Annotated in this window: 23 protein-coding genes; 17 read left to right on the forward strand and 6 right to left on the reverse strand. The window is 65.2% G+C overall.

All coding sequences use genetic code 11. From position 1 onward, the window contains the following. Positions 1 to 156: 156 nt before the first annotated feature. Positions 157 to 1,434 (forward strand): 4-aminobutyrate--2-oxoglutarate transaminase, encoded by a 1,278-nt coding sequence (gabT, locus tag PV773_RS01845; protein WP_347964694.1) that lies wholly within the window; start codon positions 157 to 159, stop codon positions 1,432 to 1,434. A 76-nt stretch (positions 1,435 to 1,510) separates the two neighbouring features. Here gabT and PV773_RS01850 read toward each other — a convergent pair whose 3' ends face one another. Both PV773_RS01850 and PV773_RS01855 read right to left on the reverse strand, forming a co-directional pair. Beyond that, positions 1,511 to 2,161: a flavin reductase family protein gene (locus PV773_RS01850; protein WP_347964695.1), complete on the reverse strand. Its 651-nt coding sequence runs from the start codon at positions 2,159 to 2,161 to the stop codon at positions 1,511 to 1,513. A gap of 9 nt (positions 2,162 to 2,170) precedes the next feature. Next, positions 2,171 to 2,947 carry an aspartate/glutamate racemase family protein gene (locus tag PV773_RS01855; RefSeq protein WP_347964696.1) on the reverse strand — a complete coding sequence of 259 codons (777 nt, stop codon included), beginning with the start codon at positions 2,945 to 2,947 and terminating at the stop codon, positions 2,171 to 2,173. 389 nt (positions 2,948 to 3,336) lie between these two features. On the opposite strand from PV773_RS01855, the gene PV773_RS01860 reads away from it, so the two are divergent. The 5 genes from PV773_RS01860 to PV773_RS01880 are packed head-to-tail and all read left to right on the forward strand — an operon-like array spanning position 3,337 to position 8,762. Next, on the forward strand, positions 3,337 to 4,914 hold the full coding sequence (locus tag PV773_RS01860; RefSeq protein ID WP_347964697.1) for a nickel ABC transporter substrate-binding protein: 1,578 nt from the start codon (positions 3,337 to 3,339) through the stop codon (positions 4,912 to 4,914). Positions 4,915 to 4,926: 12 nt separating this feature from the next. Further along, positions 4,927 to 5,862, forward strand: a complete 936-nt coding sequence (locus tag PV773_RS01865) for an ABC transporter permease (protein WP_347964698.1) — start codon at positions 4,927 to 4,929, stop codon at positions 5,860 to 5,862. After that, entirely contained in the window at positions 5,853 to 6,761 is a 909-nt protein-coding gene (locus tag PV773_RS01870; protein WP_347964699.1) for an ABC transporter permease, read from the forward strand. Before PV773_RS01865 ends, PV773_RS01870 begins: the two co-directional genes overlap by 10 nt. After that, the gene (locus PV773_RS01875) at positions 6,754 to 7,749 is read left to right on the forward strand and encodes an ABC transporter ATP-binding protein (protein WP_347964700.1); all 996 of its coding nucleotides are present in this window, start codon (positions 6,754 to 6,756) and stop codon (positions 7,747 to 7,749) included. The genes PV773_RS01870 and PV773_RS01875 overlap by 8 nt, the downstream gene beginning before the upstream one ends. Beyond that, positions 7,746 to 8,762, forward strand: coding sequence for an ABC transporter ATP-binding protein (locus tag PV773_RS01880; RefSeq protein WP_347964701.1), 1,017 nt, complete (start codon positions 7,746 to 7,748; stop codon positions 8,760 to 8,762). Before PV773_RS01875 ends, PV773_RS01880 begins: the two co-directional genes overlap by 4 nt. 141 nt (positions 8,763 to 8,903) lie before the next feature. Here PV773_RS01880 and tldD read toward each other — a convergent pair whose 3' ends face one another. Continuing rightward, entirely contained in the window at positions 8,904 to 10,316 is a 1,413-nt protein-coding gene (gene tldD, locus PV773_RS01885) for a metalloprotease TldD (protein ID WP_347964702.1), read from the reverse strand. Positions 10,317 to 10,400: 84 nt separating this feature from the next. Further along, complete coding sequence (locus PV773_RS01890; RefSeq protein ID WP_347964703.1) at positions 10,401 to 10,916, reverse strand: invasion associated locus B family protein; 516 nt, start codon at positions 10,914 to 10,916, stop codon at positions 10,401 to 10,403. A 370-nt stretch (positions 10,917 to 11,286) separates the two neighbouring features. Between PV773_RS01890 and coxB the strand changes: the two genes are divergently transcribed. The 11 genes from coxB (at position 11,287) to rnhA (ending at position 20,251) form a co-directional block, all read left to right on the forward strand. After that, a complete protein-coding gene (coxB, locus tag PV773_RS01895; RefSeq protein ID WP_347964704.1) occupies positions 11,287 to 12,153 on the forward strand; it encodes a cytochrome c oxidase subunit II in 867 nt (288 codons plus the stop codon). Positions 12,154 to 12,190: 37 nt separating this feature from the next. After that, a complete protein-coding gene (gene ctaD / locus PV773_RS01900) occupies positions 12,191 to 13,840 on the forward strand; it encodes a cytochrome c oxidase subunit I (RefSeq protein ID WP_347964705.1) in 1,650 nt (549 codons plus the stop codon). Positions 13,841 to 13,913: 73 nt separating this feature from the next. Further along, the gene (locus tag PV773_RS01905) at positions 13,914 to 14,855 is read left to right on the forward strand and encodes a heme o synthase (RefSeq protein ID WP_347964706.1); all 942 of its coding nucleotides are present in this window, start codon (positions 13,914 to 13,916) and stop codon (positions 14,853 to 14,855) included. Positions 14,856 to 14,872: 17 nt separating this feature from the next. Next, entirely contained in the window at positions 14,873 to 15,016 is a 144-nt protein-coding gene (locus PV773_RS01910; RefSeq protein WP_347964934.1) for a hypothetical protein, read from the forward strand. Next, positions 15,013 to 15,651, forward strand: a complete 639-nt coding sequence (locus PV773_RS01915) for a cytochrome c oxidase assembly protein (protein WP_347964707.1) — start codon at positions 15,013 to 15,015, stop codon at positions 15,649 to 15,651. Before PV773_RS01910 ends, PV773_RS01915 begins: the two co-directional genes overlap by 4 nt. Before the next feature lies 1 nt (position 15,652). Continuing rightward, complete coding sequence (locus PV773_RS01920) at positions 15,653 to 16,543, forward strand: cytochrome c oxidase subunit 3 (RefSeq protein WP_347964708.1); 891 nt, start codon at positions 15,653 to 15,655, stop codon at positions 16,541 to 16,543. A gap of 78 nt (positions 16,544 to 16,621) precedes the next feature. Further along, a complete protein-coding gene (locus PV773_RS01925) occupies positions 16,622 to 17,008 on the forward strand; it encodes a DUF983 domain-containing protein (protein ID WP_347964709.1) in 387 nt (128 codons plus the stop codon). 8 nt (positions 17,009 to 17,016) lie between these two features. Next, a complete protein-coding gene (locus PV773_RS01930; RefSeq protein ID WP_347964710.1) occupies positions 17,017 to 17,760 on the forward strand; it encodes an SURF1 family protein in 744 nt (247 codons plus the stop codon). 66 nt (positions 17,761 to 17,826) lie between these two features. After that, positions 17,827 to 18,837: a 4-hydroxy-3-methylbut-2-enyl diphosphate reductase gene (gene ispH, locus PV773_RS01935; RefSeq protein ID WP_347964711.1), complete on the forward strand. Its 1,011-nt coding sequence runs from the start codon at positions 17,827 to 17,829 to the stop codon at positions 18,835 to 18,837. Continuing rightward, positions 18,837 to 19,799: a homoserine kinase gene (locus tag PV773_RS01940; RefSeq protein ID WP_347964712.1), complete on the forward strand. Its 963-nt coding sequence runs from the start codon at positions 18,837 to 18,839 to the stop codon at positions 19,797 to 19,799. Before ispH ends, PV773_RS01940 begins: the two co-directional genes overlap by 1 nt. Continuing rightward, positions 19,796 to 20,251, forward strand: coding sequence for a ribonuclease HI (gene rnhA / locus PV773_RS01945; protein WP_340035479.1), 456 nt, complete (start codon positions 19,796 to 19,798; stop codon positions 20,249 to 20,251). The genes PV773_RS01940 and rnhA overlap by 4 nt, the downstream gene beginning before the upstream one ends. Before the next feature lie 52 nt (positions 20,252 to 20,303). Here the strand turns inward: rnhA and PV773_RS01950 are convergent, their stop codons facing one another. Beyond that, positions 20,304 to 20,789 (reverse strand): peroxiredoxin, encoded by a 486-nt coding sequence (locus tag PV773_RS01950; RefSeq protein WP_340035480.1) that lies wholly within the window; start codon positions 20,787 to 20,789, stop codon positions 20,304 to 20,306. 193 nt (positions 20,790 to 20,982) lie between these two features. Beyond that, positions 20,983 to 21,702, reverse strand: coding sequence for a protein-disulfide reductase DsbD domain-containing protein (locus PV773_RS01955; RefSeq protein WP_347964713.1), 720 nt, complete (start codon positions 21,700 to 21,702; stop codon positions 20,983 to 20,985). Between the last annotated feature and the right edge of the window lie 232 nt (positions 21,703 to 21,934).

Raw genomic sequence — 21,934 nt, forward strand, 5'->3', positions numbered from 1 at the left:
TCGGCCTCGGCGCGCCGGCCGGTCGTAGCCGCCCTGCCGTTTGCCTCGCCGGCGACGGCGGCATAGAGTTCAGATTGCCCGCAGGGGCTCGGGCCCGGGGTCCCTGTTGCCGCCGATCGTGAACGCCTCGCATTCCTCTGTTCCGGAGAAATTGCAGTGAGCACCAACGCTGAAATTTACGCCCGCCGACAGAACGCCGTGCCGCGCGGCATCGGCCATGCCACGCCGATATCGGCGGCGCGCGCGTTGAATTCCGAGGTCTGGGACGTCGAGGGCAGGCGCTATGTCGATTTTGCCGGCGGCATCGCCGTGCTGAACACCGGCCACTGCCATCCCAAGGTTGTGGCCGCCGTGCGCGAGCAGATGGAGCGCTTCACCCACACCTGCTTCCAAGTGCTGCTCTACGAGCCCTATGTCGAACTGGCCGAGCGCATCAACGCGCTGGCGCCGATCAAGGGGCCGGCCAAGACCGGTTTCTTCACCACCGGCGCCGAGGCGACCGAGAACGCCATCAAGATCGCTCGCGCCGCGACCGGCCGCTCCGGCGTCATCGCCTTTACCGGCGGCTTCCACGGCCGCACCATCATGGCCATGTCGATGACCGGCAAGGTGGTGCCCTACAAGAAGGGGCTCGGCCCGGCGCAGCCGGAGACCTGGCATGTGCCATTCCCGAGCCCGCAGAACGACGTCTCGGTAGAGGAGTCGCTGAAATACCTGCAGTTCCTGTTCAAGGCCGACATCGACCCGGCGCGCGTCGCGGCCATCATCATCGAGCCGGTGCAGGGCGAGGGCGGCTTCCACCAGGCGCCGGCCGACCTGATGCGGGGGCTGCGCAAGGTCTGCGACGACCATGGCATCCTGCTCGTCGCCGACGAGGTGCAGACCGGCTACGGCCGCACCGGCAAGATGTTTGCCATGGAGCACTACGACGTCCATGCCGACCTGATCTGCGTGGCCAAGAGCCTGGCCGGCGGCCTGCCGCTGTCGGGCGTCATCGGCCGCGCCGAGGTCATGGACGCGGCCGAGGCCGGCGGCCTGGGCGGCACCTATGCAGGCAACCCGCTCGCCTGCGCGGCGGCGCTGGCCGTGCTCGACGTGTTCGAGGAGGAGAAGCTTTTGGAGCGCGCCAACGCCATCGGCGCGCGCCTCAGGGCCCGCCTCGAAAGCTTCAGGACCCGCAACGATCTGCTGCCGATCGCGGCCGTGCGGGGCCCCGGCGCGATGGTCGCCTTCGACATTGTCCAGGATCGCGCCGGCGAGGTGCCGGATGCCGAGTCCACCAAGCGCGTCACCAGGGCCGCCTACGAGAACGGCCTGGTGCTGCTCTCCTGCGGCGTCAACGCCAACACCATCCGCATCCTGGTGCCGCTGACGGCCCCTGAGGCGATCGTCGACGAAGGCCTGGACCTGCTCGAGAGGGCGCTCGCCGTCTGACCGATGCGAGCGCCTGCCAAGGCGCATACGGGCTACGCTGCCGCTGGCTGTCTGCTGCCCATCATCTGGGACGCTTCTAGTCCTTCGAGGGGGCTTCGCCGCTGGCCCAGAATTCGTGGTGGAGCAGGTCCTCGGGCTTCTTCAGCACGAACTGGTTGTCGGCGACGATGTAGTTGTCGGCGTGCAGTCGGGCGATCGGCTGGTAGACCTCCGGCCGGACATAGTGGCCACGCTCGTCGAGGCACTCGTCGCGGACATACATCTGCACCACCTCGCCGACGACGATGGTGCGGCGGCCGTAGTCGAGGATCTGCGATACCTTGCATTCCATGGCGCAGGGCGATTCCTCGATGCGCGGCGCGGCCACCTTGACCGAAGGCGTGCTGGTCAGCCCGGCGAACTCGATCTCGTCGACATCGGCGGGGAAGTTGATGCCGGTGACGATCATCTCCTTTGCGATCGCCATGTCGACCATGTGGACGACGAACTCGCCCGAGCGGCGGATGTTGGCGACGGTGTCCTTGGTGGTGCCGTCGGCCCTGGTCTGCATGCCGAGGATGAGCAGCGGCGGCTCGTGCGAGAACACGTTGAAGAAGCTCATCGGGGCGGCGTTGTTGCAGCCGTGCTCGTCGATGGTGGTGACGAGCGCGATCGGCCGCGGGCCGACGAAGTTGCTGAGCAGGCGGTAGCGGTCCTTCTCGGGCAGTTCGGCGAAATCGAAGTCCATGTCTTTCCCCTATATCGCCGCGCGAGCGATGCGTTGACGCTCGTTGGCTGGAAACAGCCGCGCCGGAGCATAACCGGACAATTTTCCGATGTAGGGCTTGGGCAGCGGATAGGCGAGATCGCCGGCCTTTGAGGTGCGAAGACCCATCCCGACGATCGCCTCGGCGAATTTCACGGCCGCGGCGACGCCGTCGATCACCGGCACGCCGAGCTCTCTTTCGAGAAACTGCGCCAGGTCCGCCATGCCGGCGCAGCCGAGCACGATCGCTTCGGAGCGATCTTCGCGCAGCGCCTTCTCGCACTCGGCCAGGATGACGGCACGAGCATTCGATTCCGGCCTGTCGAGTTCGAGGACGGGCACGTCGGTGGCTCTCACCCGGCGGCAGTGATCCTGCATGCCGTAGTTGCGCACGAGATGCTCGGCGATCACGCGGGTGCGTTCGAGCGTGGTGACGACAGAGAAGCTGGTGGCCACGAACGTCGCTGCGTGCATGGCGGCCTCGGCAATGCCGAAGACGGGAGAAGAGGTCGCCTCGCGCGCGGCGAGCAGGCCCGGATCTCCGAAGCAGCCGATCACATAGGCGTCGGCCGGATCGCCCTCCAGAATCTGATCCAGGACGCCGAGAACGCTCAGGGCCTCGTCGTAGTGTCCTTCGATCGACGCCGCCCCCGATCGCGAAGTCGCGAGAAGAATTTCGCTGCCGGGCGCCGCGACCGCACGAGCAGCTTCTCCCATGAGTTCAGTCATGGAGGCGGTCGTGTTCGGATTTATCAGCTTGATTTGCATTTCCTACCCCTCGTATTTCGTTGAGTATACAATCTTATTTTCAGTTGTATGCATATCTGGGATGCAGAGCACCCGTCTCATGCATTGGATGCGGCCGAAGACAGTGCCGATTTATGTCGGAAGGTGCAAAAAATCCTTGTCTGGCACGGCGTTTGCCCAGGGCGATCGGTTGTTGCTCCCGGCGGATCACACGATGCGCCGGGGGAGCTGGCCCCACATTCCACGGTATGGCGATACAGTCGGCAATCACAATCGCATTCCATCTAAAATACGATCTTGACGTTCAATCGTATACATGAGACACATTATATGTCTATACAAAAAGAGCGCTTCTGACGTAACGGCAGATTTGAGGCGCCGAGGACCCAAAACTTAGAGAGGAGAAACCTATGTCATTGAATAGGCGTACATTTTTGCAGGGCACGTCTGGCGCCCTGGGGCTGGTCATGGCCGAGGCCGCCTTTACCAAGCTTGCCTATGCGCAAGGTGCGAGCGGCACGCTGCGCGTGGCGATCGCGAAGCCGGCAGGAAATCTCGATCCGCAAAGCCACTTTGCGATCTGGGCCATCCAGGACCTGATGTTCGAGCCGCTGGTGAAGTACGGCAAGGGTGGCAAGATCGAACCGTGCCTTGCCACCGAGTGGAAGCATGAGGACGGCGGCAAGACGCTCCAGCTGACCTTGCGCCAGGGCGTCACCTTCCAGGACGGCACCGTCTTCGACGCGACCGCGTGCAAGTGGAACCTCGATCGCTGGATGGGGAAGGATCAGTTCAGCTGGATGAACTGCTCCAAGTATTTCCAGTCGGTCGAGGTGGTCGACGACTATCACATCACGCTGCGTTTCAAGGAAGCCCCGCTCGCGCTGATGCAGGAACTCTCCTACACCCGGCCGCCGCGCTTCCTGAGCCCCAAGTCAGTCGGAGCCGATGGCAAGTTCGGCGAACCCGTAGGTACGGGACCGTGGCGCCAGATCAGCGCCGACGACACCCAGAGCGTGTTCGAGCGCTACGACGGCTACTGGGGCGACAAGCCGTCCTATGACCGTCTCGAAGCCAAGGTCGTCCCCGATCCGCGATCGCGCGTCGCCGCACTGCGGGCCGGCGAACTCGACTTGATCGGCGGCTTCTGGGTGGCCGGGTTGACCCCGGTCGAAGCCAAGCAGCTCGACGCGGCCGGCGTCCCCGTCGTCATCGATCCGGGCAACGTCACGCTGGTGATGGCCTTCAACCCTGACCGAGCCGAGGTCCTCAAGGACCCACTGGTGCGCAAGGCCATCAGCACCGGCATCGACCGTGCCGCGATCGCCCAGGCGCTCTATCTCGGCTACGCCAGGCCGGCCGGCAACCTGTTCTCCGATGCACTGCCGTTGTCGGGTAAGCAATATGACGCTCCGGTCCGCGACGTGGCGGCGGCGTCTGCGCTGCTCGAGAAGGCCGGCTGGACCGGTGGTCCGGTGCGCTCGAAGGATGGCAAGCCGCTGACACTCGAGATGGTCGTCAGCCCGGAGGCAATACCTGGCGCGCGTGTGGTGGCCGAGGTCATCCAGTCCGAGCTCAAGGAGATCGGCATCGACCTGACCGTCCGTTCGGTCGACCATGCCTCGAAGCACACCGACATGCTGGAGAAGAAGTACGATCTCGGCTTCTTCCTGACCTATGGTGCACCCTTCGAGCCCTTCGGAACCATCGTCGGCCTCTTCCTCTCCACGTTCAAGAATGACGTCGAGGGCAAGCTGGTCACCGATCCGGTCAACCTCGATCCGCTGATCAACGCCGCCGCGTCGGCTTCGGAAGACGAGGTAGAGCCCGCCCTGCAGAAGTTCTACGACTGGCTGCGGGACAACGACGCGATCGCGCCGCTGATCTATGTCCCCACCATTTGGGCGCATTCCAAGCGGGTCCAAGGCTTCAGCGTTGCGGCCACGGAATACGACATGCCGTACGAAAACATCGTGCTGGCCGACTAACGGGAGGTTGCCTTGATCCACTTCATCAGCAAGCGGCTGAAGCACTCCCTGGTCCTGCTCTTCCTTGCGTCCGTGGTCTGCTTCACGCTCGTGGTTTCTGCCCCGGGCAATGTTGCGGTCCTGATTGCCGAACTGCGTGGTGCGGTCTCGGTTCCGGGATATGTCGATCAGATTGCCGAAGAGATAGGCCTGAACAAGCCACTGCTGGTGCGGTACGTGGATTGGCTCGGCGACGCCGTTCGCGGAGATTTCGGCATCTCCTACAGGACTGGCCAGGAAATCAATGCGGACCTGCCAAAGCGCATGTTCGTGACGGGGACGCTGATCGCCGGCGGCGCCGTGATCGCCACCCTGATCAGCCTTGCGCTTGGCTTCCTGGGTGCCCTCTGGCCATACAAACTGCCGGACCGCGTATCGCGCGGTCTGGCGCTCATCGGCGCCTCGACACCGACATTCTTTGTCGGGGCGCTGATGATCTACGGCTTTTCCGTCACCTTCCAGCTCTTTCCGTCCTTTGGCTTCGAAGGTCTGGAAAGCTGGATCCTGCCGTGGCTCACCGTCGCCGTCCTGCCGGCCGCCGTGCTGAGCCGCGTCGTGCGCGTCGGGCTGGAGGAGGCGATGACCAGCCCCTTCGTGCTCACCGCCAAGAGCAAGGGGCTGGGTCGCACCGCGATCCTGTTCCGCGATGCGCTGCCGAACATCACGCCGGTATTCATCAATGCGCTCGGCACCCAGGTCGGCCTGATGACGGCGACCGGCATCATCGTCGAGCCGCTCTTCGCCTGGCAGGGACTGGGGGACTACTTCCTCAACGGCGTGCGCTTCCGCGACTTCATGGTGGTGCAGGCGTGCCTGCTCATCTTCCTCACCTTCTTCATCATCGTGAACCTGATCGTCGATCTCGCGGTTCTGCTGACCGATCCCCGCATTCGGCGGCAATGGAGCTGATCATGGACAAACTCAATCCCATCCTGGCCCGGTTGAAGAAGATGCCGCGCGCGGCATTGATCACCATCGGCCTGTTCGTTGCCCTGGGCACCTTCGCGCCCTGGTTGGCCCCTCAGGATCCCAGCGCCCAGAACCTTCTGGACGCAAGCCTCGGGCCGAGCGCCGCACATTGGCTCGGAACCGACCATCTCGGACGTGATACGCTGAGCCGGCTGATCATTGCCGCCAACACCTCGCTCGTCAGCGTGGGCTCGGTGCTCGGCATCGCCATGACGATCGGTATCCTCATGGGCACGATCGCCGGCTACCACCGCGGCTGGGTCGACGACCTGCTGATGCGCATGGTCGACGTCGGCCTTTCCATCCCCAGCCTGATCATCGCGCTCGCGGTGATCGGCATCGTCGGCCCGGGCTACTGGACCATGGTGATGGCGCTCGCGCTCGCCTGGTGGCCGATGAGCGGCCGCATCAGCCGTGCCGTGGCCGTGAGCATCATGAGCAAGCCGCACATCGAGGCGCTGCGGGTCCTGGGCGCCAGCCCGTGGCGGATCTATTTCGGCCATCTGCTGCCCGGCACCATCGGCGCGGTGATGGTGTATGCCACGGCCGACGCCGGCACCGCCGCCCTTGCCGTGGCGACGCTGAGCTTCCTCGGCCTCGGCATCCAGCCGCCGACGCCCGAATGGGGCCAGATGCTCGTCGATGCGCTGCCTTATCTCGAATCCGACCCGCGCCAGGTGCTCCTGCCCGGTCTCGCGCTGACCGCAGCCGTCATCGGCTTCAACACGCTGGGCGAATCCATCGCGCTCAACCGCATTCCGAAGCCCCTCACCAGGCGCATGCTTGCGGCACGCCGGCTTGAGGCCGCGGGCTGGGGCAAGGAGAATTCCGATGCATAACGAACCGATCCTGACCGTCAGCAATCTGACGGTCGACCTCCTGACCGCCAAATCCGCGGTGCGCCCGGTCGACGGGGTGAGCTATTCGGTCCGCCAGGGCGAGTGCCTCGCCATCGTCGGCGAAAGCGGCAGCGGCAAGACCGTGATGAACTTCGCCCCGCTCGGGCTGATGCCGACGGGCGTGACGACGGTGCTGTCGGGCTCGGTCAAGTTCGACGGGCACGAGCTCATCGGCCGGCCGGAGTCGGAAATCCGCAAGTTCCGCGGCAGGTCCATCGGCTTCATCTTCCAGGACCCGATGAGCGCCCTCAATCCGGTGCGCCGCATCGGCCGGCAGATCGCGGAAATGGCGGAGCTGCATCTCGGCATGACGCCGAGCGCGGCCGAAGCTCGGGCCCTCGAACTGGTCAAGCTCGTCGGCATCTCGGATCCTGCGGCACGTCTGAGGCAGTATCCGCACGAGCTTTCGGGCGGGTTGCGGCAGCGCATCGTCATCGCGATCGCGCTGGCGGGCGAGCCGAAGTTGCTGATCGCCGACGAGCCGACGACCGCGCTCGACGTGACGGTGCAGGCGCAGATCCTGCGGCTGCTCAAGGACCTGCAAAAGCGTCTCGACATGGCAATGGTGCTGATCACCCACGACATGGGCGTGGTTGCCGGCGCCGCCGACAACATCGTCGTCATGTATGCGGCCCGCGCCGCCGAGCGCGGCCCGGTCGACAAGGTCCTGGTCAGCCCGCGCCACCCCTATACCAAGGGTCTGATCAACGCGATTCCGCGGCGGGAGGACCCGATCGGCTCGGAATTCCGCGGTTTGCCGGGCGTGCCGCCGACGCTCGGCAAGCCGTTCAAGGGCTGTGCTTTCGCAACGCGCTGCGACCTGGCCGTGGCGGCGTGCTCAGCCAACCGTCCCCCTCTGGTGCCAACGCCCGACGGCAGCGTCTTCGTGGCCTGCTCGGTCGTCAATCAAGGAAAGGCAGCCGCATGACACACGCGCCTGTTCTTAAAGTCGAAAACCTGCAGACGCGGTTCAAGAGCGTGCAGCGGGGCAAGTTCGTGCATGCCGTCGACGACGTGTCCATCGAGCTGTATCCGGGCGAGATCGTCGGCCTGGTCGGCGAATCGGGCTGCGGCAAGTCGACCCTCGGCCGTACGATCGTCGGGCTCGAAAAGGCGAGTTCCGGGCGCGTGCTGCTCGACGGCGTGGACCTCAGCACGCTTTCGGGCACGGCGCTGCGCAACAGCCGCAGGGCCCTGCAATACGTGTTCCAGGATCCCTACTCGTCGCTCAACGACAGGCAGACGGTCGGCGAGGCCATCGACGAGGCCCTGCAGATCGACGGGATGAGGTCAAGGACCGATCGCGAGCGCCGCACCAAGGAACTGCTCGACCAGGTCGGCCTGGCCGATGCGGTGAAGGACCGCCACACACGCGAACTGTCCGGCGGCCAGCGCCAGCGCGTCGCCATCGCCCGTTCGCTGGCGGTCAATCCCCGGGTGCTGATCTGCGACGAGCCGGTCAGCGCGCTGGATCTGTCCATCCGCGCCCAGGTGATGAACCTGTTCCTGCGGTTGCAGAAGGACTTGGGCGTGGCCTGCCTGTTCATCGCCCACGACCTCGAGCTCGTCAGGCAGGCGGCCTCGCGCGTCTATGTCATGTATCTCGGCAAGATCGTCGAGCACGGGCCGTCGCAGGAGCTCTACGACCATCCGAGTCATCCCTATTCGCAGATGCTGCTGGCTTCGGTCCCCGAGGCCGATCCGATCGCCGAAAGGCAGCGCAAGGCGCCGCTGATGATCGGGGAGGTGCCGAGCCCGACCAACCCGCCGTCGGGTTGCCGGTTCCGGACCCGCTGCCCGCTGGTGGTCGACGAGTGCAAGCAGCAGGTGCCGGCTGCCTACAAGCTGTCGCCCGGCCACAGTGCGGCCTGCACCTTTGCCGTGGATTTGCACCGCGGCAAGCGCACGGCATTGATCCAGCCGAAGGCGGATGCGGCTTGAGCTGAACCCAGGCGGCTCAACGCATCTTGATGCTCCGCGGGTGCATGCACCGTCGTCCAGGCGATGGGGCATGTATCCGCGGAGATTTCTTGCCGGTCGGCGCTTGCGCGCCGGCAACTGGCCAGCTCGAGCCGCCGGCTGTTACGTGCGGGTACCGCCGACCGTCATCTGGTTCATGCGCAGATGCGGCTGGCCGACGCCGACCGGTACGCCCTGTCCGGCCTTGCCGCACATGCCGATGCCGGTGTCGAGCTTCATGTCGTTGCCGACCATGGTGACGCGGTGCATGGCGTCCGGACCGTTGCCGATCAGCATCGCGCCCTTGATCGGCTGGGTCACCTTGCCGTCCTCGATCATGTAGGCCTCGGTGCAGCCGAAAACGAACTTTCCGCTGGTGATGTCGACCTGGCCGCCGCCGAAGGAGACGGCATAGATGCCGTTCTTGACCGAGGCGATGATCTCCTCCGGCGTCATGTCGCCCGAGGTCATGTAGGTGTTGGTCATGCGCGGCATCGGCTGGTGCGCGTAGGATTCGCGCCGGCCGTTGCCGGTGGCGGCCATGCCCATCAGACGGGCGTTCTGCCGGTCCTGCATGTAGCCGACCAGCTTGCCGTCCTCGATCAGCACGTTGCGGGCGCTGGGCGTGCCTTCGTCGTCGACGGTGAGCGAGCCGCGGCGCTCGGCGATGGTGCCGTCGTCGACGACGGTGACGCCCTTGGCGGCGACCTGCTGGCCGAGAAGGCCGGCAAAGGCCGAGGTCTTCTTGCGGTTGAAGTCGCCTTCGAGCCCATGTCCGACGGCCTCGTGCAGCATCACGCCCGGCCAGCCGGAGGACAGCACGATGTCGAAGGTGCCGGCCGGGGCGGGGATGGCCTCGAGATTGACCAACGCCTGGCGCAGTGCCTCGCTTGCCGCGCCCTGCCAGCTTTCCTCGGTCAGGAACTCGTCGAAGTTCTTGCGGCCGCCGGCGCCATAGGAGCCGCTCTCCTGGCGGTCGCCGTCGCCGACGACCACCGCAACGTTCATGCGCACCAGCGGCCGGATGTCGCGCACGACGTGCCCGTCGCCGCGCAGGATCTCGACGTGCTGCCACGACGAGGCGAGTGACGCAGTCACCTGGCGCACGCGCGGGTCCTTGGCGCGCACCCAGGCGTCGATCTCCTGCAGAAGCTTGGCCTTGGCCTCGAAGGAGGGGGAGGGGATCGGGTTGTCTTCGCCGTAGAGGTGGCGGTTGGTGCGGGCGGGCGCGGCGGCAAGCGTGCCGCTGTAGCCGCCCTTGACGGCCGATACCGCATCGGAGGCGCGCAGCAAAGCCGCTTCCGATAGCTCGCTCGCATGCGCATAGCCGGTCGCCTCGCCGGCGACGGCGCGCAGCCCGAAACCCTGGTCGGTGTTGAAGTTGGCCGTCTTCAGCCGGCCGTTGTCGAACATCAGGGCTTCGCCCTCGCGATATTCGACGTAGAGCTCGCCGTCGTCGGCGCCTTCGATCGTATCGGCGACGATCCGGCGCACGCGGTCTTCGGAGATGTCGAACTGGCTGAGCAGGCTGGTCATGGCACGTCGCCTTTGATCCTTGGGAGGTCGTCTCCCCGATGTAGGCGACGCAGCGACGCCGGACAATGCCTGAAGGTCAATGGTTCACGGCAGCGCCGCGAAGCCCTCGGCGAAGCCGTTCAGGTCGACCGGGATGCCGATGCCTTCCTCAGGCGTCTGGAAGACGATGAACGTGGCGGCCTTGCCGGTCTTCAGCGTGTCGAGCAACTGCTTCTCCAGGATCACCTCGGCATAGCAGCCGTCCTGGAAACAGCGGACGAAATAGGCACGGCCGATATCCTTCTGATCGACATTGAGGCCGAGGCCGTTGGGCAGGAGAACGCCGAGCGGCGCGAGCACGCGCAGAATCTCGGCCTTGTTGTCGGCGGTACGCAGCACGACGACCGAGAGCCCCATTTCCGGGCGGTCCTCGGCGATGACGTTCTGCATCATCACGCATTGCTCGGTGCTGGCGCCCGCCGGCGTGTCGCAGATGATGGACCACGCGCCGTGAGTCGACTTGACCTTGCCGCTCTGCTGCTGTGCGCCAGCCGGTAGCGGCGCCGCGAAGGCGGCGGCGACCAACACCTTCGCCAAGGTTTTAAACAGCCCAGACTTCATGACGGCTCCATTGCGAATCACGACAATTTAGGTCGCGCGTGCGGCAAGTAAATAACAAGAGGCCCCGCACGCCATCCTGAAATCTGCACTTTTCCCAGACTTCCAGCCCAAATCGGCCCGAATTTGGGCATGCTGCAGGACTATGACCATGCCGTGCGGACGCATCGCCTTCCCGACCCGGCGCCACTAGGCCCGCCGTGCCGGGTTGTCCACCCTGCGCGCAAAAATGCCGCATGGGTTATGCCTCTGCTTCCTTGCGGATGCAAAGAGAGTATGGTTTGAACCTCCGAACGTCTCTGGGATTCCCGTCCCGGAGCCGGCGAGATGTCCTTGCGGTCAGCCCGCGCGGAGTTGGGAGATACAGAGGGTAATGAGAAAGATCCTTGCTAGCGCCGTCACGGCGACTGCTTCCCTTGCCAGTGTCGCGGCCCTTGCGGCTCAGCCGACACCCTGGCAGGCCACGTTCCAGCCGGCTGCGACCGGCATCATGGAACAGATCACGTGGTTCGAGCGCTACACCCTGTGGTTCATCGTCCCGATCACGCTCTTCGTGCTGGCGCTTCTGGCCTATTGCATCGTGAAGTTCCGCGCGAGCGTCAATCCGAACCCGTCGCGCACCAGCCACAACACGCTGATCGAGGTCGTCTGGACCGTCGGGCCGGTGGTCGTGCTGCTGTTCCTCGCGGTTCCGTCCTTCCAGCTGCTGACGGCGCAGTATACGCCGACCGAAGAGGCGAAGCTGACCATCAAGGCCACCGGAAACCAGTGGAACTGGGACTACGAGTACCAGGTCGACGAGCCGCTCTCGTTCAACTCGGCGATGCTCGCCGAGGGCGATCGCGCCGCGGCCGGCAAGGAAGACAAGGGCGCCTATCCGCGTCTCCTCGCCGTCGACAACGAGGTGGTCGTGCCGGTCAACGCCACGGTGCGCCTGCTCGTCACCGCGAGCGACGTCATCCACGCATTCGCCATGCCGGCCTTCGGCCTGAAGACCGACGCAGTGCCGGGCCGCATCAACGAGACCTGGTTCAAGGCGGAGAAGGAGGGCCTGTATTACGGCCAGTGCTCCGAACTTTGCGGCAAGGACCATGCGTTCATGCCGATCGCAATCCGCGTCGTCAACGATGCGCAGTACAACACGTGGCTGGCCGCCGCGAAGACCGATCTGCCGGGTGCCAACAAGGCACTGATGGCCGAGGTCGAAGGCGCTGCCAAGGTCGCGGCCGCCGGCAACTGAGCCGCGGTGGAATAGGGATCAGGGAACGGAGCGGAATATGGCAGGCGCTGCAGCTCACGACCACCACGACCACAAGCCGAAGGGCTGGGTCCGGTGGGTGTACTCGACCAACCACAAGGATATTGGAACGCTCTACCTGATCTTCGCGATCATGGCCGGGTGTGTCGGCGGATTCCTGTCCGTCATGATGCGCTGGGAGCTCGCCGAGCCGGGCATCCAGATATTCCACGGTCTTGCCTCCATGGTCTACGGCGTCGAGGGCGACGCCGCGATGGACGCGGGCAAGAGCATGTTCAACGCGTTCACGACCGCCCACGGCCTGGTCATGATCTTCTTCATGGTCATGCCGGCGCTGATCGGCGGCTTCGCCAACTGGATGGTGCCGATCATGATCGGCGCGCCGGACATGGCGTTCCCGCGCATGAACAACATCTCCTTCTGGCTGCTTCCGCCGGCCTTCATCCTGCTCATCATCTCGGCCTTCGTGCCGAGCGCGCCGGGTGCCTACGGCGTCGGCGGCGGCTGGACGATCTATCCGCCGCTCTCGACCTCCGGCCAGCCCGGACCCGCGATGGACCTCGCGATCCTGTCGCTGCACATCGCCGGTGCGTCGTCGATCCTCGGTGCGATCAACTTCATCACCACGATCTTCAACATGCGCGCCCCGGGCATGACGCTGCACAAGATGCCGCTGTTCGCCTGGGCCGTGCTGATCACCGCCTTCCTGCTGCTCCTGTCGCTGCCGGTCCTGGCTGGCGGCATCACGATGCTGCTCACCGACCGTAACTTCGGCACGACCTTCTTCGCGCCGGAAGGCGGCGGCGACCCGATCCTGTTCCAGCACCTGTTCTGGTTCTTCGGTCACCCGGAAGTGTACATCCTGATCCTGCCGGGCTTCGGCATCGTCAGCCACATCGTGTCGACCTTCTCGCGCAAGCCGATCTTCGGCTACCTCGGCATGGCCTACGCCATGGTCGCCATCGGTGCCGTCGGCTTCGTCGTGTGGGCGCACCACATGTACACCACCGGCCTGTCGCTCGACACGCAGCGCTACTTCGTCTTCGCCACGATGGTCATCGCGGTGCCGACGGGCGTGAAGATCTTCTCGTGGATCGCCACCATGTGGGGCGGCTCCATCCAGATGAAGACGCCGATGCTGTGGGCGATCGGCTTCATCTTCCTGTTCACCGTCGGTGGCGTCACCGGCGTGCAGCTGGCCAACGCCGGCCTGGACCGTTCGCTGCACGACACCTACTACGTGGTCGCGCACTTCCACTACGTGCTGTCGCTGGGCGCCGTGTTCGCCATCTTCGCCGCCTGGTACTACTGGTTCCCGAAGATGAGCGGCTACATGTACTCGCCGGTGATCGCCAACACGCACTTCTGGGTGACGTTCGTCGGCGTCAACCTGATCTTCTTCCCGCAGCACTTCCTCGGCCTGGCCGGCATGCCGCGCCGCTACATCGACTACCCGGATGCGTATGCCGGCTGGAACATGGTGTCGTCCTACGGCTCCTACATCTCTGCCGTCGGCGTGCTGATCTTCCTGTTCGGCGTCTTCGAGGCCTTCTCGAAGAAGCGCGTCGCCGGTGCCAATCCGTGGGGCGAGGGTGCGACCACGCTGGAATGGCAGCTGCCTTCGCCGCCGCCGTTCCACCAGTGGGAACAGCTGCCGCGCATCAAGTAAGGCGCTGACTGAAATCGAAGCCGCCGGGCGACCGGCGGCTTCGGACAAACCGAACGACTGGACGCAGGTACGCATGGCCCTTGTCAACAATCGACTTGACGATCAGGCCTTCCGCATGTCGGAGGCGACGGCGGGCGATTTTCTCGCCCTGCTGAAGCCGCGCGTGATGTCGCTGGTCGTGTTCACGGCCTTCGTCGGCATGGTGGCCGCGCCGGTGACCATCAATCCGTTCCTCGCCATCGTCGCGATCCTGGCGATCGCAGTTGGCGCCGGCGCCTCGGGCGCCCTCAACATGTGGTACGACGCCGACATCGACGCCGTCATGACGCGCACGGCCAAGCGGCCCGTGCCGATGGGCAAGGTGAGCCCGCGCGAGGCGCTGACCTTCGGCCTCGTGCTGTCGGTCCTGTCGGTGATGACGCTGGGCGTGCTGGTCAACTGGTTGTCGGCAGCGCTGCTCGCCTTCACCATCTTCTTCTATGCCGTCATCTACACGATGTGGCTGAAGCGCTGGACGCCGCAGAACATCGTCATCGGCGGAGCCGCCGGCGCGCTGCCGCCGATGATCGGCTGGGCCGCCGTGACCGGCAATGTCGGCTTCGAGAGCTTCGTCCTCTTCCTCATCACCTTCCTGTGGACGCCGCCGCACTTCTGGGCGCTGGCGCTGTTCAAGTCCGAGGACTACGAGCGCGCCGGCATCCCGATGATGCCGAACGTGGCCGGTGCCGCCTCGACCCGCAGGCAGATCTTCGCCTATTCGCTGCTGCTTGCGCCGGTCGGCGTGGCGCCGTGGCTGCTTGGCTACACGACCGCCGGCTACGGCGTGGTGTCGCTGGCGCTGGGCGCGGGTTTCGTCTGGTACGCCTGGAAGGTGCTCCGGATGCCCGACGCCGACAAGGCGATGAAGCCGGCCAAGGCGTTGTTTGCCTATTCGTTGCTCTATCTTTTCGCGATCTTTGCCGCCTACCTCGCAGACAGCGTCATCGGCCGGGCCGTTGCGCTTGGGGGCGTCTGAACATGACGGACAAGGAAATGGTTACGCTTACCGAAAGCCAGCAGAAAGCGCGGCGCAGCCGCAACATCGCCATCGGGCTCGCGCTGGCGGCACTGGTGATCATCTTCTACCTGGCCACGATCGCCAAGTTCGGTCCGGCCATCCTGGATCGCCCGCTATGAGCGAGGCGACCAAGGAGGCTCAACCGGCCGTGCTCCGGAAGCCGCGTTCCAACGGGATGATCGCCGGCATGTGCCTGGCCTTCGTCGGCGGCATGGTCGGCATGGCCTACGCGGCGGTGCCGCTCTACGCCATGTTCTGCCAGATCACCGGCTATGGCGGCACCACGCAGCGCGTCGAACAGTATTCAGACCGCGTTCTCGACCGCGAGATCACCGTCCGTTTCGACGCCAATACGGCGGGCGTGCCGTGGGACTTCAAGCCGGTCGCGCGCGAGATCAAGATCAAGATTGGCGAGACGACGCAGGCGCAGTACAAGGCCACGAATCTGTTCGACCAGCCGACCTCTGGCCGGGCGACCTTCAACGTCACGCCCGAACTGGCCGGAGCCTATTTCAACAAGGTCGAGTGCTTCTGCTTCACCGATACGACGCTGGAGCCGGGCGCCTCGATCGACATGCCGGTCGTCTTCTATGTCGATCCCGACATCGTGAACGTGCCTGAACTCAAGGACATCAAGACGATCACGCTGTCCTATACCTTCTTCCCGCTCGAGCGGGAGAAGCCAGTAGCTGCCGCGCCCAAGGTCGACGGCGAAACGACAACTGTTAATTCCGACGTAAAAGCCGGGGGATGAGATGGCAGACGCGCACGCAAAACCGCAACACGATTATCACATCATCGATCCCAGCCCGTGGCCCTTCCTCGGGTCGCTGGGCGCGCTCGTCATGGCTTTTGGCGGCGTCGCATGGATGTCGTACCTGAAGGGCGGCAACCTGCCGATCTTCGGCTACGACATGGCCAACGCCAAGTACTGGATCTTCGCCATCGGCCTGGCGATCGTGCTCTACACCATGTTCGGCTGGTGGTCGGACACGGTGAAGGAAGCCAACGAGGGTCATCACACCCGCGTCGTCTCCCTGCACCTGCGCTACGGCATGATCATGTTCATCGCCTCCGAGGTGATGTTCTTCGTCGCCTGGTTCTGGGCCTTCTTCGATGCCAGCCTCTTCCCGGGCGAGGCAGCCCAGGTCGCCCGTACCGCCTACACCGGTGGCGTGTGGCCGCCGAAGGGCATCGAGGTGCTCGATCCCTTCCACCTGCCGCTCTACAACACCATCATCCTGCTGCTGTCGGGCACTGCCGTGACCTGGGCGCACCATGCGCTGCTGCACAACGACCGCAAGGGCCTGGTCAACGGCCTGGCGATTACGGTCGCGCTCGGCCTGCTGTTCTCGTTCGTGCAGGCCTACGAGTACATGAACGCCCCGTTCGGCTTCCGTGACTCGATCTACGGCGCGACCTTCTTCATGGCGACCGGCTTCCACGGCTTCCACGTCATCGTCGGCACCATCTTCCTGCTGGTCTGCCTGCTCCGCGCGATGGCCGGCGGCTTCACGCCGAAGCAGCATTTCGGCTTCGAGGCGGCCGCATGGTACTGGCACTTCGTCGACGTGGTGTGGCTGTTCCTGTTCACCGCGATCTATGTCTGGGCTTCGTCCGGCGCGCCCATCGCGCACGGCGGCTGAGCGGGTCCGCGAGGCATTGGAAGGCGGCTGCGGCAACGCAGCCGCCTTCGTCTTTTAGGGCAGGCGAGGAGTTGAATCATGGCTGAGGACAAGGCGATCTGGCCGCCGGTCGATCCCGTCTCCGCAGGGCTCAAGGGCAGGTGCCCGCGCTGCGGCGAGGGGAAGTTGTTTTCCGGCTTCCTCGAGGTGGGCAAGCAGTGCGGCGTGTGCCTGCTCGACTATTCCTTCGCCGACGCGGGGGACGGCCCGGCGGTCTTCGTCATCCTCATCATCGGCTTCGTCGTTGTCGGCCTCGCCTTGTGGACGGAGGTGTCGCTGGCACCGCCGCTGTGGCTGCATTTCCTGCTGTGGATCCCCCTGGCGGTCATCCTCAGCCTCACTGCGCTGCGCCTGCTGAAAGGCGTGCTGATCACCCTCCAATATCGCAACAAGGCAGCCGAAGGACGGCTGGATACCCGCGAATGAGCGTTCCCATGACAGGTTCCGTTTCCGCCAGGCGTCCTCGGCGTGTGCTGGCCCTCGTACTCGGCCTGATCGTCTTCGCCGTGCTCGTGGCGCTCGGCAGCTGGCAGGTCCAGCGCATGTACTGGAAGGATGCGCTGATCGCGCAGATCGACGGACGCATCCAGTCCGACCCGCTGCCGCTTGCCGAGATGGAGGTCAAGTATCGCGCCACCGGCGACGTCGACTATTGGCCGGTGACCGTGTCCGGCACGTTCCAGCACGAGGGCGAACGCCACTTCCTCGCCACCTGGCAGGGCCAGTCGGGCTTCTATGTCTACACGCCGCTCAGGCTGGACGACGGGCGCTACGTGCTGGTGAACCGCGGCTTCGTCCCCTATGACCGCAAGGACGCGGCAAAGCGCCAGGACGGCCAGGTCGCCGGCCCCGTGACGATTACCGGCCTTGCCCGCGATCCGCTCGACGGCAAGCCGGGCTCGCTGGTGCCGGACAACGACCTCAAGAAGAACGTGTTCTACTGGAAGGACCGCGACGCAATGGCCGCGACCGCGGGCCTGCCCGCTGGCGCCGTCGTCGTGCCGTTCTTCGTCGACGCCGGCAAGGCGCCCAATCCCGGCGGGTGGCCGGCCGGCGGCGTCACTTTGGTCGACATGCCGAACAACCATCTGCAATACGTCATCACCTGGTACGGACTGGCGGCGGCGCTGCTCGGGGTCATGGCCGTCTGGCTCCTGCGCAAGCCGGAACGCCAATGACGCCTTGCTGCCCTTGACAGCAGGGCGTCGCCCCCTCATCTCGGCTCTGAACGGAACCAGATTCACATGCACGACACCGCGACGAAACCGCCCCTGACGATCAGGCTCTGCCAGCCGCGCGGCTTCTGTGCCGGTGTCGACCGCGCCATCCAGATCGTCGTCCTGGCGCTCAAGAAATACGGCGCGCCCGTCTATGTGCGCCACGAGATCGTGCACAACCGCTACGTCGTCGAGGGCCTGCAGAACCTGGGTGCGGTGTTCATCGAGGAGCTCAACGAGATCCCCGACGAGCATCACGATGCCCCGGTGGTGTTTTCCGCCCACGGCGTACCCAAGTCGGTCCCGGCCGATGCCCAGGCACGCAACCTGTTCTATCTGGATGCGACCTGCCCGCTGGTCTCGAAGGTGCACAAGCAGGCGATGCGCCACCGCCGCCATGGCCGCCACGTGCTGCTGATCGGCCATGCCGGGCATCCCGAGGTGATCGGCACGATGGGGCAGCTGGACGAAGGCGGCGTGACGCTGATCGAAACCGAGGCCGACGTCCAGAATTTCCAGCCCGCCGATCCCGAGGCGCTCGGCTTCGTGACGCAGACGACGCTGTCGGTCGAGGACACTGCCGGCATATTGCGGGCGCTGCAGGAGCGTTTTCCCGCTTTGCAGGCACCGGCTGCCGAATCCATTTGCTATGCCACGACCAACCGCCAGGAGGCGGTCAAGGAAACGGCCCCCGGCGCCGACCTCTACCTGGTCGTGGGTGCGCCCAATTCGTCGAATTCCCGACGCCTGGTCGAGGTCGCCGAGCGGGCCGGAGCGAAGATGTCGCTGCTGGTTCAGCGCGCGTCGGAGATCCCGTGGAGCGGGGTCGGCGACATCGCTACGCTTGGCCTGTCGGCGGGTGCATCGGCGCCCGAGATCATAGTCGACGAGATCATCAATGCCTTCCGCGAACGCTTCGACGTGACCGTGGAACTCGCCGTGACGGCAACCGAGACGGAGGACTTTCCGGTGATGCGGGCTCTGCGCGACGTGGAACTGACCCCGGCCGACATGGCCTTCGTCAACGGTACGCGCTGATGGCCGTCTACACGGACGTGACGGAGGGGGAACTCGAGGCGTTCCTCCGCAACTATCCGGTCGGCGACCTGCTGTCCTACAAGGGCATCGCCGAAGGCACCGAGAATTCCAACTTCCTGCTGCACACGACGACGGGGTCGTACATCCTGACCCTCTACGAGAAGCGCGTCGAGAAGTCCGATCTGCCGTTCTTCCTCGGCCTGATGCAGCACCTCGCCCACAAGGGCATTTCCTGTCCGCTGCCGGTGGACGGCAACGATGGCAACGTCATCGGCACACTCGCGGGACGCCCCGCCGTGGTGATCACCTTCCTCGAAGGCATGTGGATGCGCCGGCCAACGGTCGCGCACTGCCGCGAGGTCGGCAAGGCGCTGGCCGGGATGCACGTCGCCGGCCAGGATTTTGCGATGACGCGCCCGAACGCGCTTGCCATCGACGGCTGGCGCAAGCTCTGGGATGCGGCGCGGCCGCGCGCCGACGAGGTGGAGCCGGGCTTGGCCAGGGAAGTGGACGCCGATTTCGCCGAGTTCGAGAAGGGTTGGCCGAAAGGCCTGCCGTCGGGCGTCATCCACGCCGACCTGTTCCCGGACAACGTCTTCTTCCTCGGCGACGAACTGTCGGGCCTGATCGACTTCTATTTCGCCTGCAACGACCTCTACGCCTACGATCTCGCCACCTGCCTCAACGCCTGGTGCTTCGAGAAGGATTTTTCCTTCAACCTGACCAAGGGGACGGCGCTGCTGGACGGCTACCAGAGCGTCAGGCCGCTTAGCGAGGACGAGAAGGCGGCGCTGCCGATCCTGGCGCGCGGTTCGGCGCTGCGCTTCATGCTGACGAGGCTCTACGACTGGCTGACCATCCCCGACGGCGGGCTGGTGATGAAGCGCGATCCGATGGAATACATCCGCCGCCTGCGCTTCCACAGGGCGATCCGGTCGCCGCAGGAATACGGACTGAAATGAAGCACATCGAGATTTTCACCGACGGCGCCTGCTCGGGCAACCCGGGCCCCGGGGGCTGGGGCGCGATCCTGCGCTACAACGGCAAGACCAAGGAACTGTCGGGCGGCGAGGCCGAGACCACCAACAATCGCATGGAACTGCTTGCGGCGATCTCGGCGCTGAACGCACTGAAGGAGCCGTGCGAGATCGATCTGCACACCGACAGCAAATATGTCATGGACGGCATCTCGAAGTGGATCTTCGGCTGGAAGAAGAACGGCTGGAAGACCGCCGACAAGAAGCCGGTGAAGAACGGCGAGCTGTGGCAGGCGCTCGACGAGGCCAACAGGCGCCACAAGGTCAAGTGGCACTGGGTCAAGGGCCATGCCGGACACCCGGAGAACGAGCGCGCCGACGAACTGGCGCGCGAGGGCATGGCGCCCTTCAAGGGCGGTCGCAGGGCATCCGCCTAGGTCTTGGCCGCCGAAAGGGCGCGTCGCCTCAAGACGGCGCGCCGGCCGCGTTTCAGAGCTGCTCGAGGATGCGCGCCGCGCCCGAATCGACCGCCTGGCCCGGGGCGCCCTCCAGGTTGAGCTGTGCGACCTTGCCGTCCTCGACGATCATCGAATAGCGCTTCGAGCGCAGGCCCATGCCGTTGGCCGACAGGTCGGTGTCGAGGCCGATGGCACGGGCGAAATCGCCGCTGCCGTCGGCGAGGAACTGCACCTTGCCCTCGCCGCCGCTGAAGCGTGCCCAGGCGCCCATGACGTGCACGTCGTTGACCGAGACGACGGCGATGGTGTCGACGCCGCGGGAGACGATGGCATCGAAGTTCTCGATGTAGCCGGGCAGGTGGTTGTTGCTGCAGGTCGGGGTGAACGCGCCCGGCACGGCGAACAGGACGACCTTCTTGCCGGCGAAGACGTCGTCGGTGTTGAGGCTCTTGGCGCCGTCGGCCGTCATCGTCTTGAACGTGGCCTGGGGCAGCTTTTCGCCGATCGCAATGGTCATGGTTCCTCGCATGTCGGTTGAAGGTATCGGATCAGACGTCCACCGAGCACTTTCGCTTTTCTCGAAACGCGAAAACGCTCCATCTCTTTGTTTGGACGCAATTCCGGACGGAAAACCGCTTCGCACTTTTCCTGGAATTGCTCTAGCGCAGATGGCGGCTCAGGCCAACACCCGTCCAGCCCGAACCGTTGGCTCAGGGATAGGGCAGGAAGCCCTCGACCGCAGCAGTCGCCGTCGTCAGCGTATAGGGAATGCCCTTGCCGGTCGGGGGCGCATCCGGGCGGTCGAGCACCTTGACGGTGAAGGTCAGCTTGCCTGCCTCGGCGTTCCGCTTCGGCACCCCGAACAGGTAGCCGTCCGTGCCGGCAACGAAGAAATCCACGCCCTCCGGACTTCCCGGCACGTTGGCCACGACCGACAGCATGCCGTCCTCGCCCGGGGTGGGCGTGACGCCGAAATCGGCCTGCGCCGGCGCCGGCAGCGCCTCAAAGGCTGCTTCCACCAGCGCGATGTCTTCTGGGTTGTCCGGATCGACCGCGGGGTCGACCTGCAACCGGGCCTGCACGGGCACGCAGATCGTCTCGCAGACCCCGAGGAAGACGTCCGCCTCGATCAGCGAGGGTTCCCCGGGCGAGGGGATGGTGAAGGTCACGGGCAGGCCGACCGGATAGTCGTAGCCGGCCCAGATCGAGTATCCGTCGTCGTGCCGTTGCGGCGCGGGAAACGACATCTCCACCGCCGACACGTTGCGCGAGGCAGTGACGTCGATCTGCGGCGGCACGCCGGAATCGCCGGGGTCGCGCCAGTAGGTCTTCCAGCCTGGCTTCAGTTCGATGAACAGCACACCCTGGAGCTTGCCCTCGGCGTCGGGCCTGCCCGCGGTGACCAGGCGGAAGCGACCGCCTTCGGTCATGCCCCAGTCCGATGCGGAGGAATATGCCGGTGCCGCCGCACCGAACAGGACGAACCCAAGACCGGCGGCAAGAGTTTTCTGCAGTATCATGCCCGTGATTTGAACGTGTCGACGTGCAATCGCAATCTGTCACGTCGTCCCTGGGCAATCATATTTCCGTGACGGAATGCTCCAATCGGAACGCCCCGGGGCCCGGCGCCGCCCCATCCCCATCTTTCAAGACGAAGGGAAA

Origin of the sequence: Mesorhizobium sp. CC13, from assembly GCF_039907765.1 — a bacterium.
Classification (GTDB): Bacteria; Pseudomonadota; Alphaproteobacteria; order Rhizobiales; family Rhizobiaceae; genus Aminobacter.

Bases quoted from the DNA above. Each gene is read 5' to 3' on its own strand.
- PV773_RS01850 (WP_347964695.1), bottom strand. From the start codon at position 2,161: ATGGACTTCGATTTCGCCGAACTGCCCGAGAAGGACCGCTACCGCCTG.
- PV773_RS01855 (WP_347964696.1), bottom strand. From the start codon at position 2,947: ATGCAAATCAAGCTGATAAATCCGAACACGACCGCCTCCATGACTGAA.
- PV773_RS01860 (WP_347964697.1), top strand. From the start codon at position 3,337: ATGTCATTGAATAGGCGTACATTTTTGCAGGGCACGTCTGGCGCCCTG.
- PV773_RS01870 (WP_347964699.1), top strand. From the start codon at position 5,853: ATGGAGCTGATCATGGACAAACTCAATCCCATCCTGGCCCGGTTGAAG.
- PV773_RS01875 (WP_347964700.1), top strand. From the start codon at position 6,754: ATGCATAACGAACCGATCCTGACCGTCAGCAATCTGACGGTCGACCTC.
- PV773_RS01880 (WP_347964701.1), top strand. From the start codon at position 7,746: ATGACACACGCGCCTGTTCTTAAAGTCGAAAACCTGCAGACGCGGTTC.
- tldD (WP_347964702.1), bottom strand. From the start codon at position 10,316: ATGACCAGCCTGCTCAGCCAGTTCGACATCTCCGAAGACCGCGTGCGC.
- PV773_RS01890 (WP_347964703.1), bottom strand. From the start codon at position 10,916: ATGAAGTCTGGGCTGTTTAAAACCTTGGCGAAGGTGTTGGTCGCCGCC.
- coxB (WP_347964704.1), top strand. From the start codon at position 11,287: ATGAGAAAGATCCTTGCTAGCGCCGTCACGGCGACTGCTTCCCTTGCC.
- ctaD (WP_347964705.1), top strand. From the start codon at position 12,191: ATGGCAGGCGCTGCAGCTCACGACCACCACGACCACAAGCCGAAGGGC.
- PV773_RS01905 (WP_347964706.1), top strand. From the start codon at position 13,914: ATGGCCCTTGTCAACAATCGACTTGACGATCAGGCCTTCCGCATGTCG.
- PV773_RS01910 (WP_347964934.1), top strand. From the start codon at position 14,873: ATGGTTACGCTTACCGAAAGCCAGCAGAAAGCGCGGCGCAGCCGCAAC.
- PV773_RS01915 (WP_347964707.1), top strand. From the start codon at position 15,013: ATGAGCGAGGCGACCAAGGAGGCTCAACCGGCCGTGCTCCGGAAGCCG.
- PV773_RS01920 (WP_347964708.1), top strand. From the start codon at position 15,653: ATGGCAGACGCGCACGCAAAACCGCAACACGATTATCACATCATCGAT.
- PV773_RS01925 (WP_347964709.1), top strand. From the start codon at position 16,622: ATGGCTGAGGACAAGGCGATCTGGCCGCCGGTCGATCCCGTCTCCGCA.
- PV773_RS01930 (WP_347964710.1), top strand. From the start codon at position 17,017: ATGACAGGTTCCGTTTCCGCCAGGCGTCCTCGGCGTGTGCTGGCCCTC.
- ispH (WP_347964711.1), top strand. From the start codon at position 17,827: ATGCACGACACCGCGACGAAACCGCCCCTGACGATCAGGCTCTGCCAG.
- PV773_RS01940 (WP_347964712.1), top strand. From the start codon at position 18,837: ATGGCCGTCTACACGGACGTGACGGAGGGGGAACTCGAGGCGTTCCTC.
- rnhA (WP_340035479.1), top strand. From the start codon at position 19,796: ATGAAGCACATCGAGATTTTCACCGACGGCGCCTGCTCGGGCAACCCG.
- PV773_RS01950 (WP_340035480.1), bottom strand. From the start codon at position 20,789: ATGACCATTGCGATCGGCGAAAAGCTGCCCCAGGCCACGTTCAAGACG.
- PV773_RS01955 (WP_347964713.1), bottom strand. From the start codon at position 21,702: ATGACCGAAGGCGGTCGCTTCCGCCTGGTCACCGCGGGCAGGCCCGAC.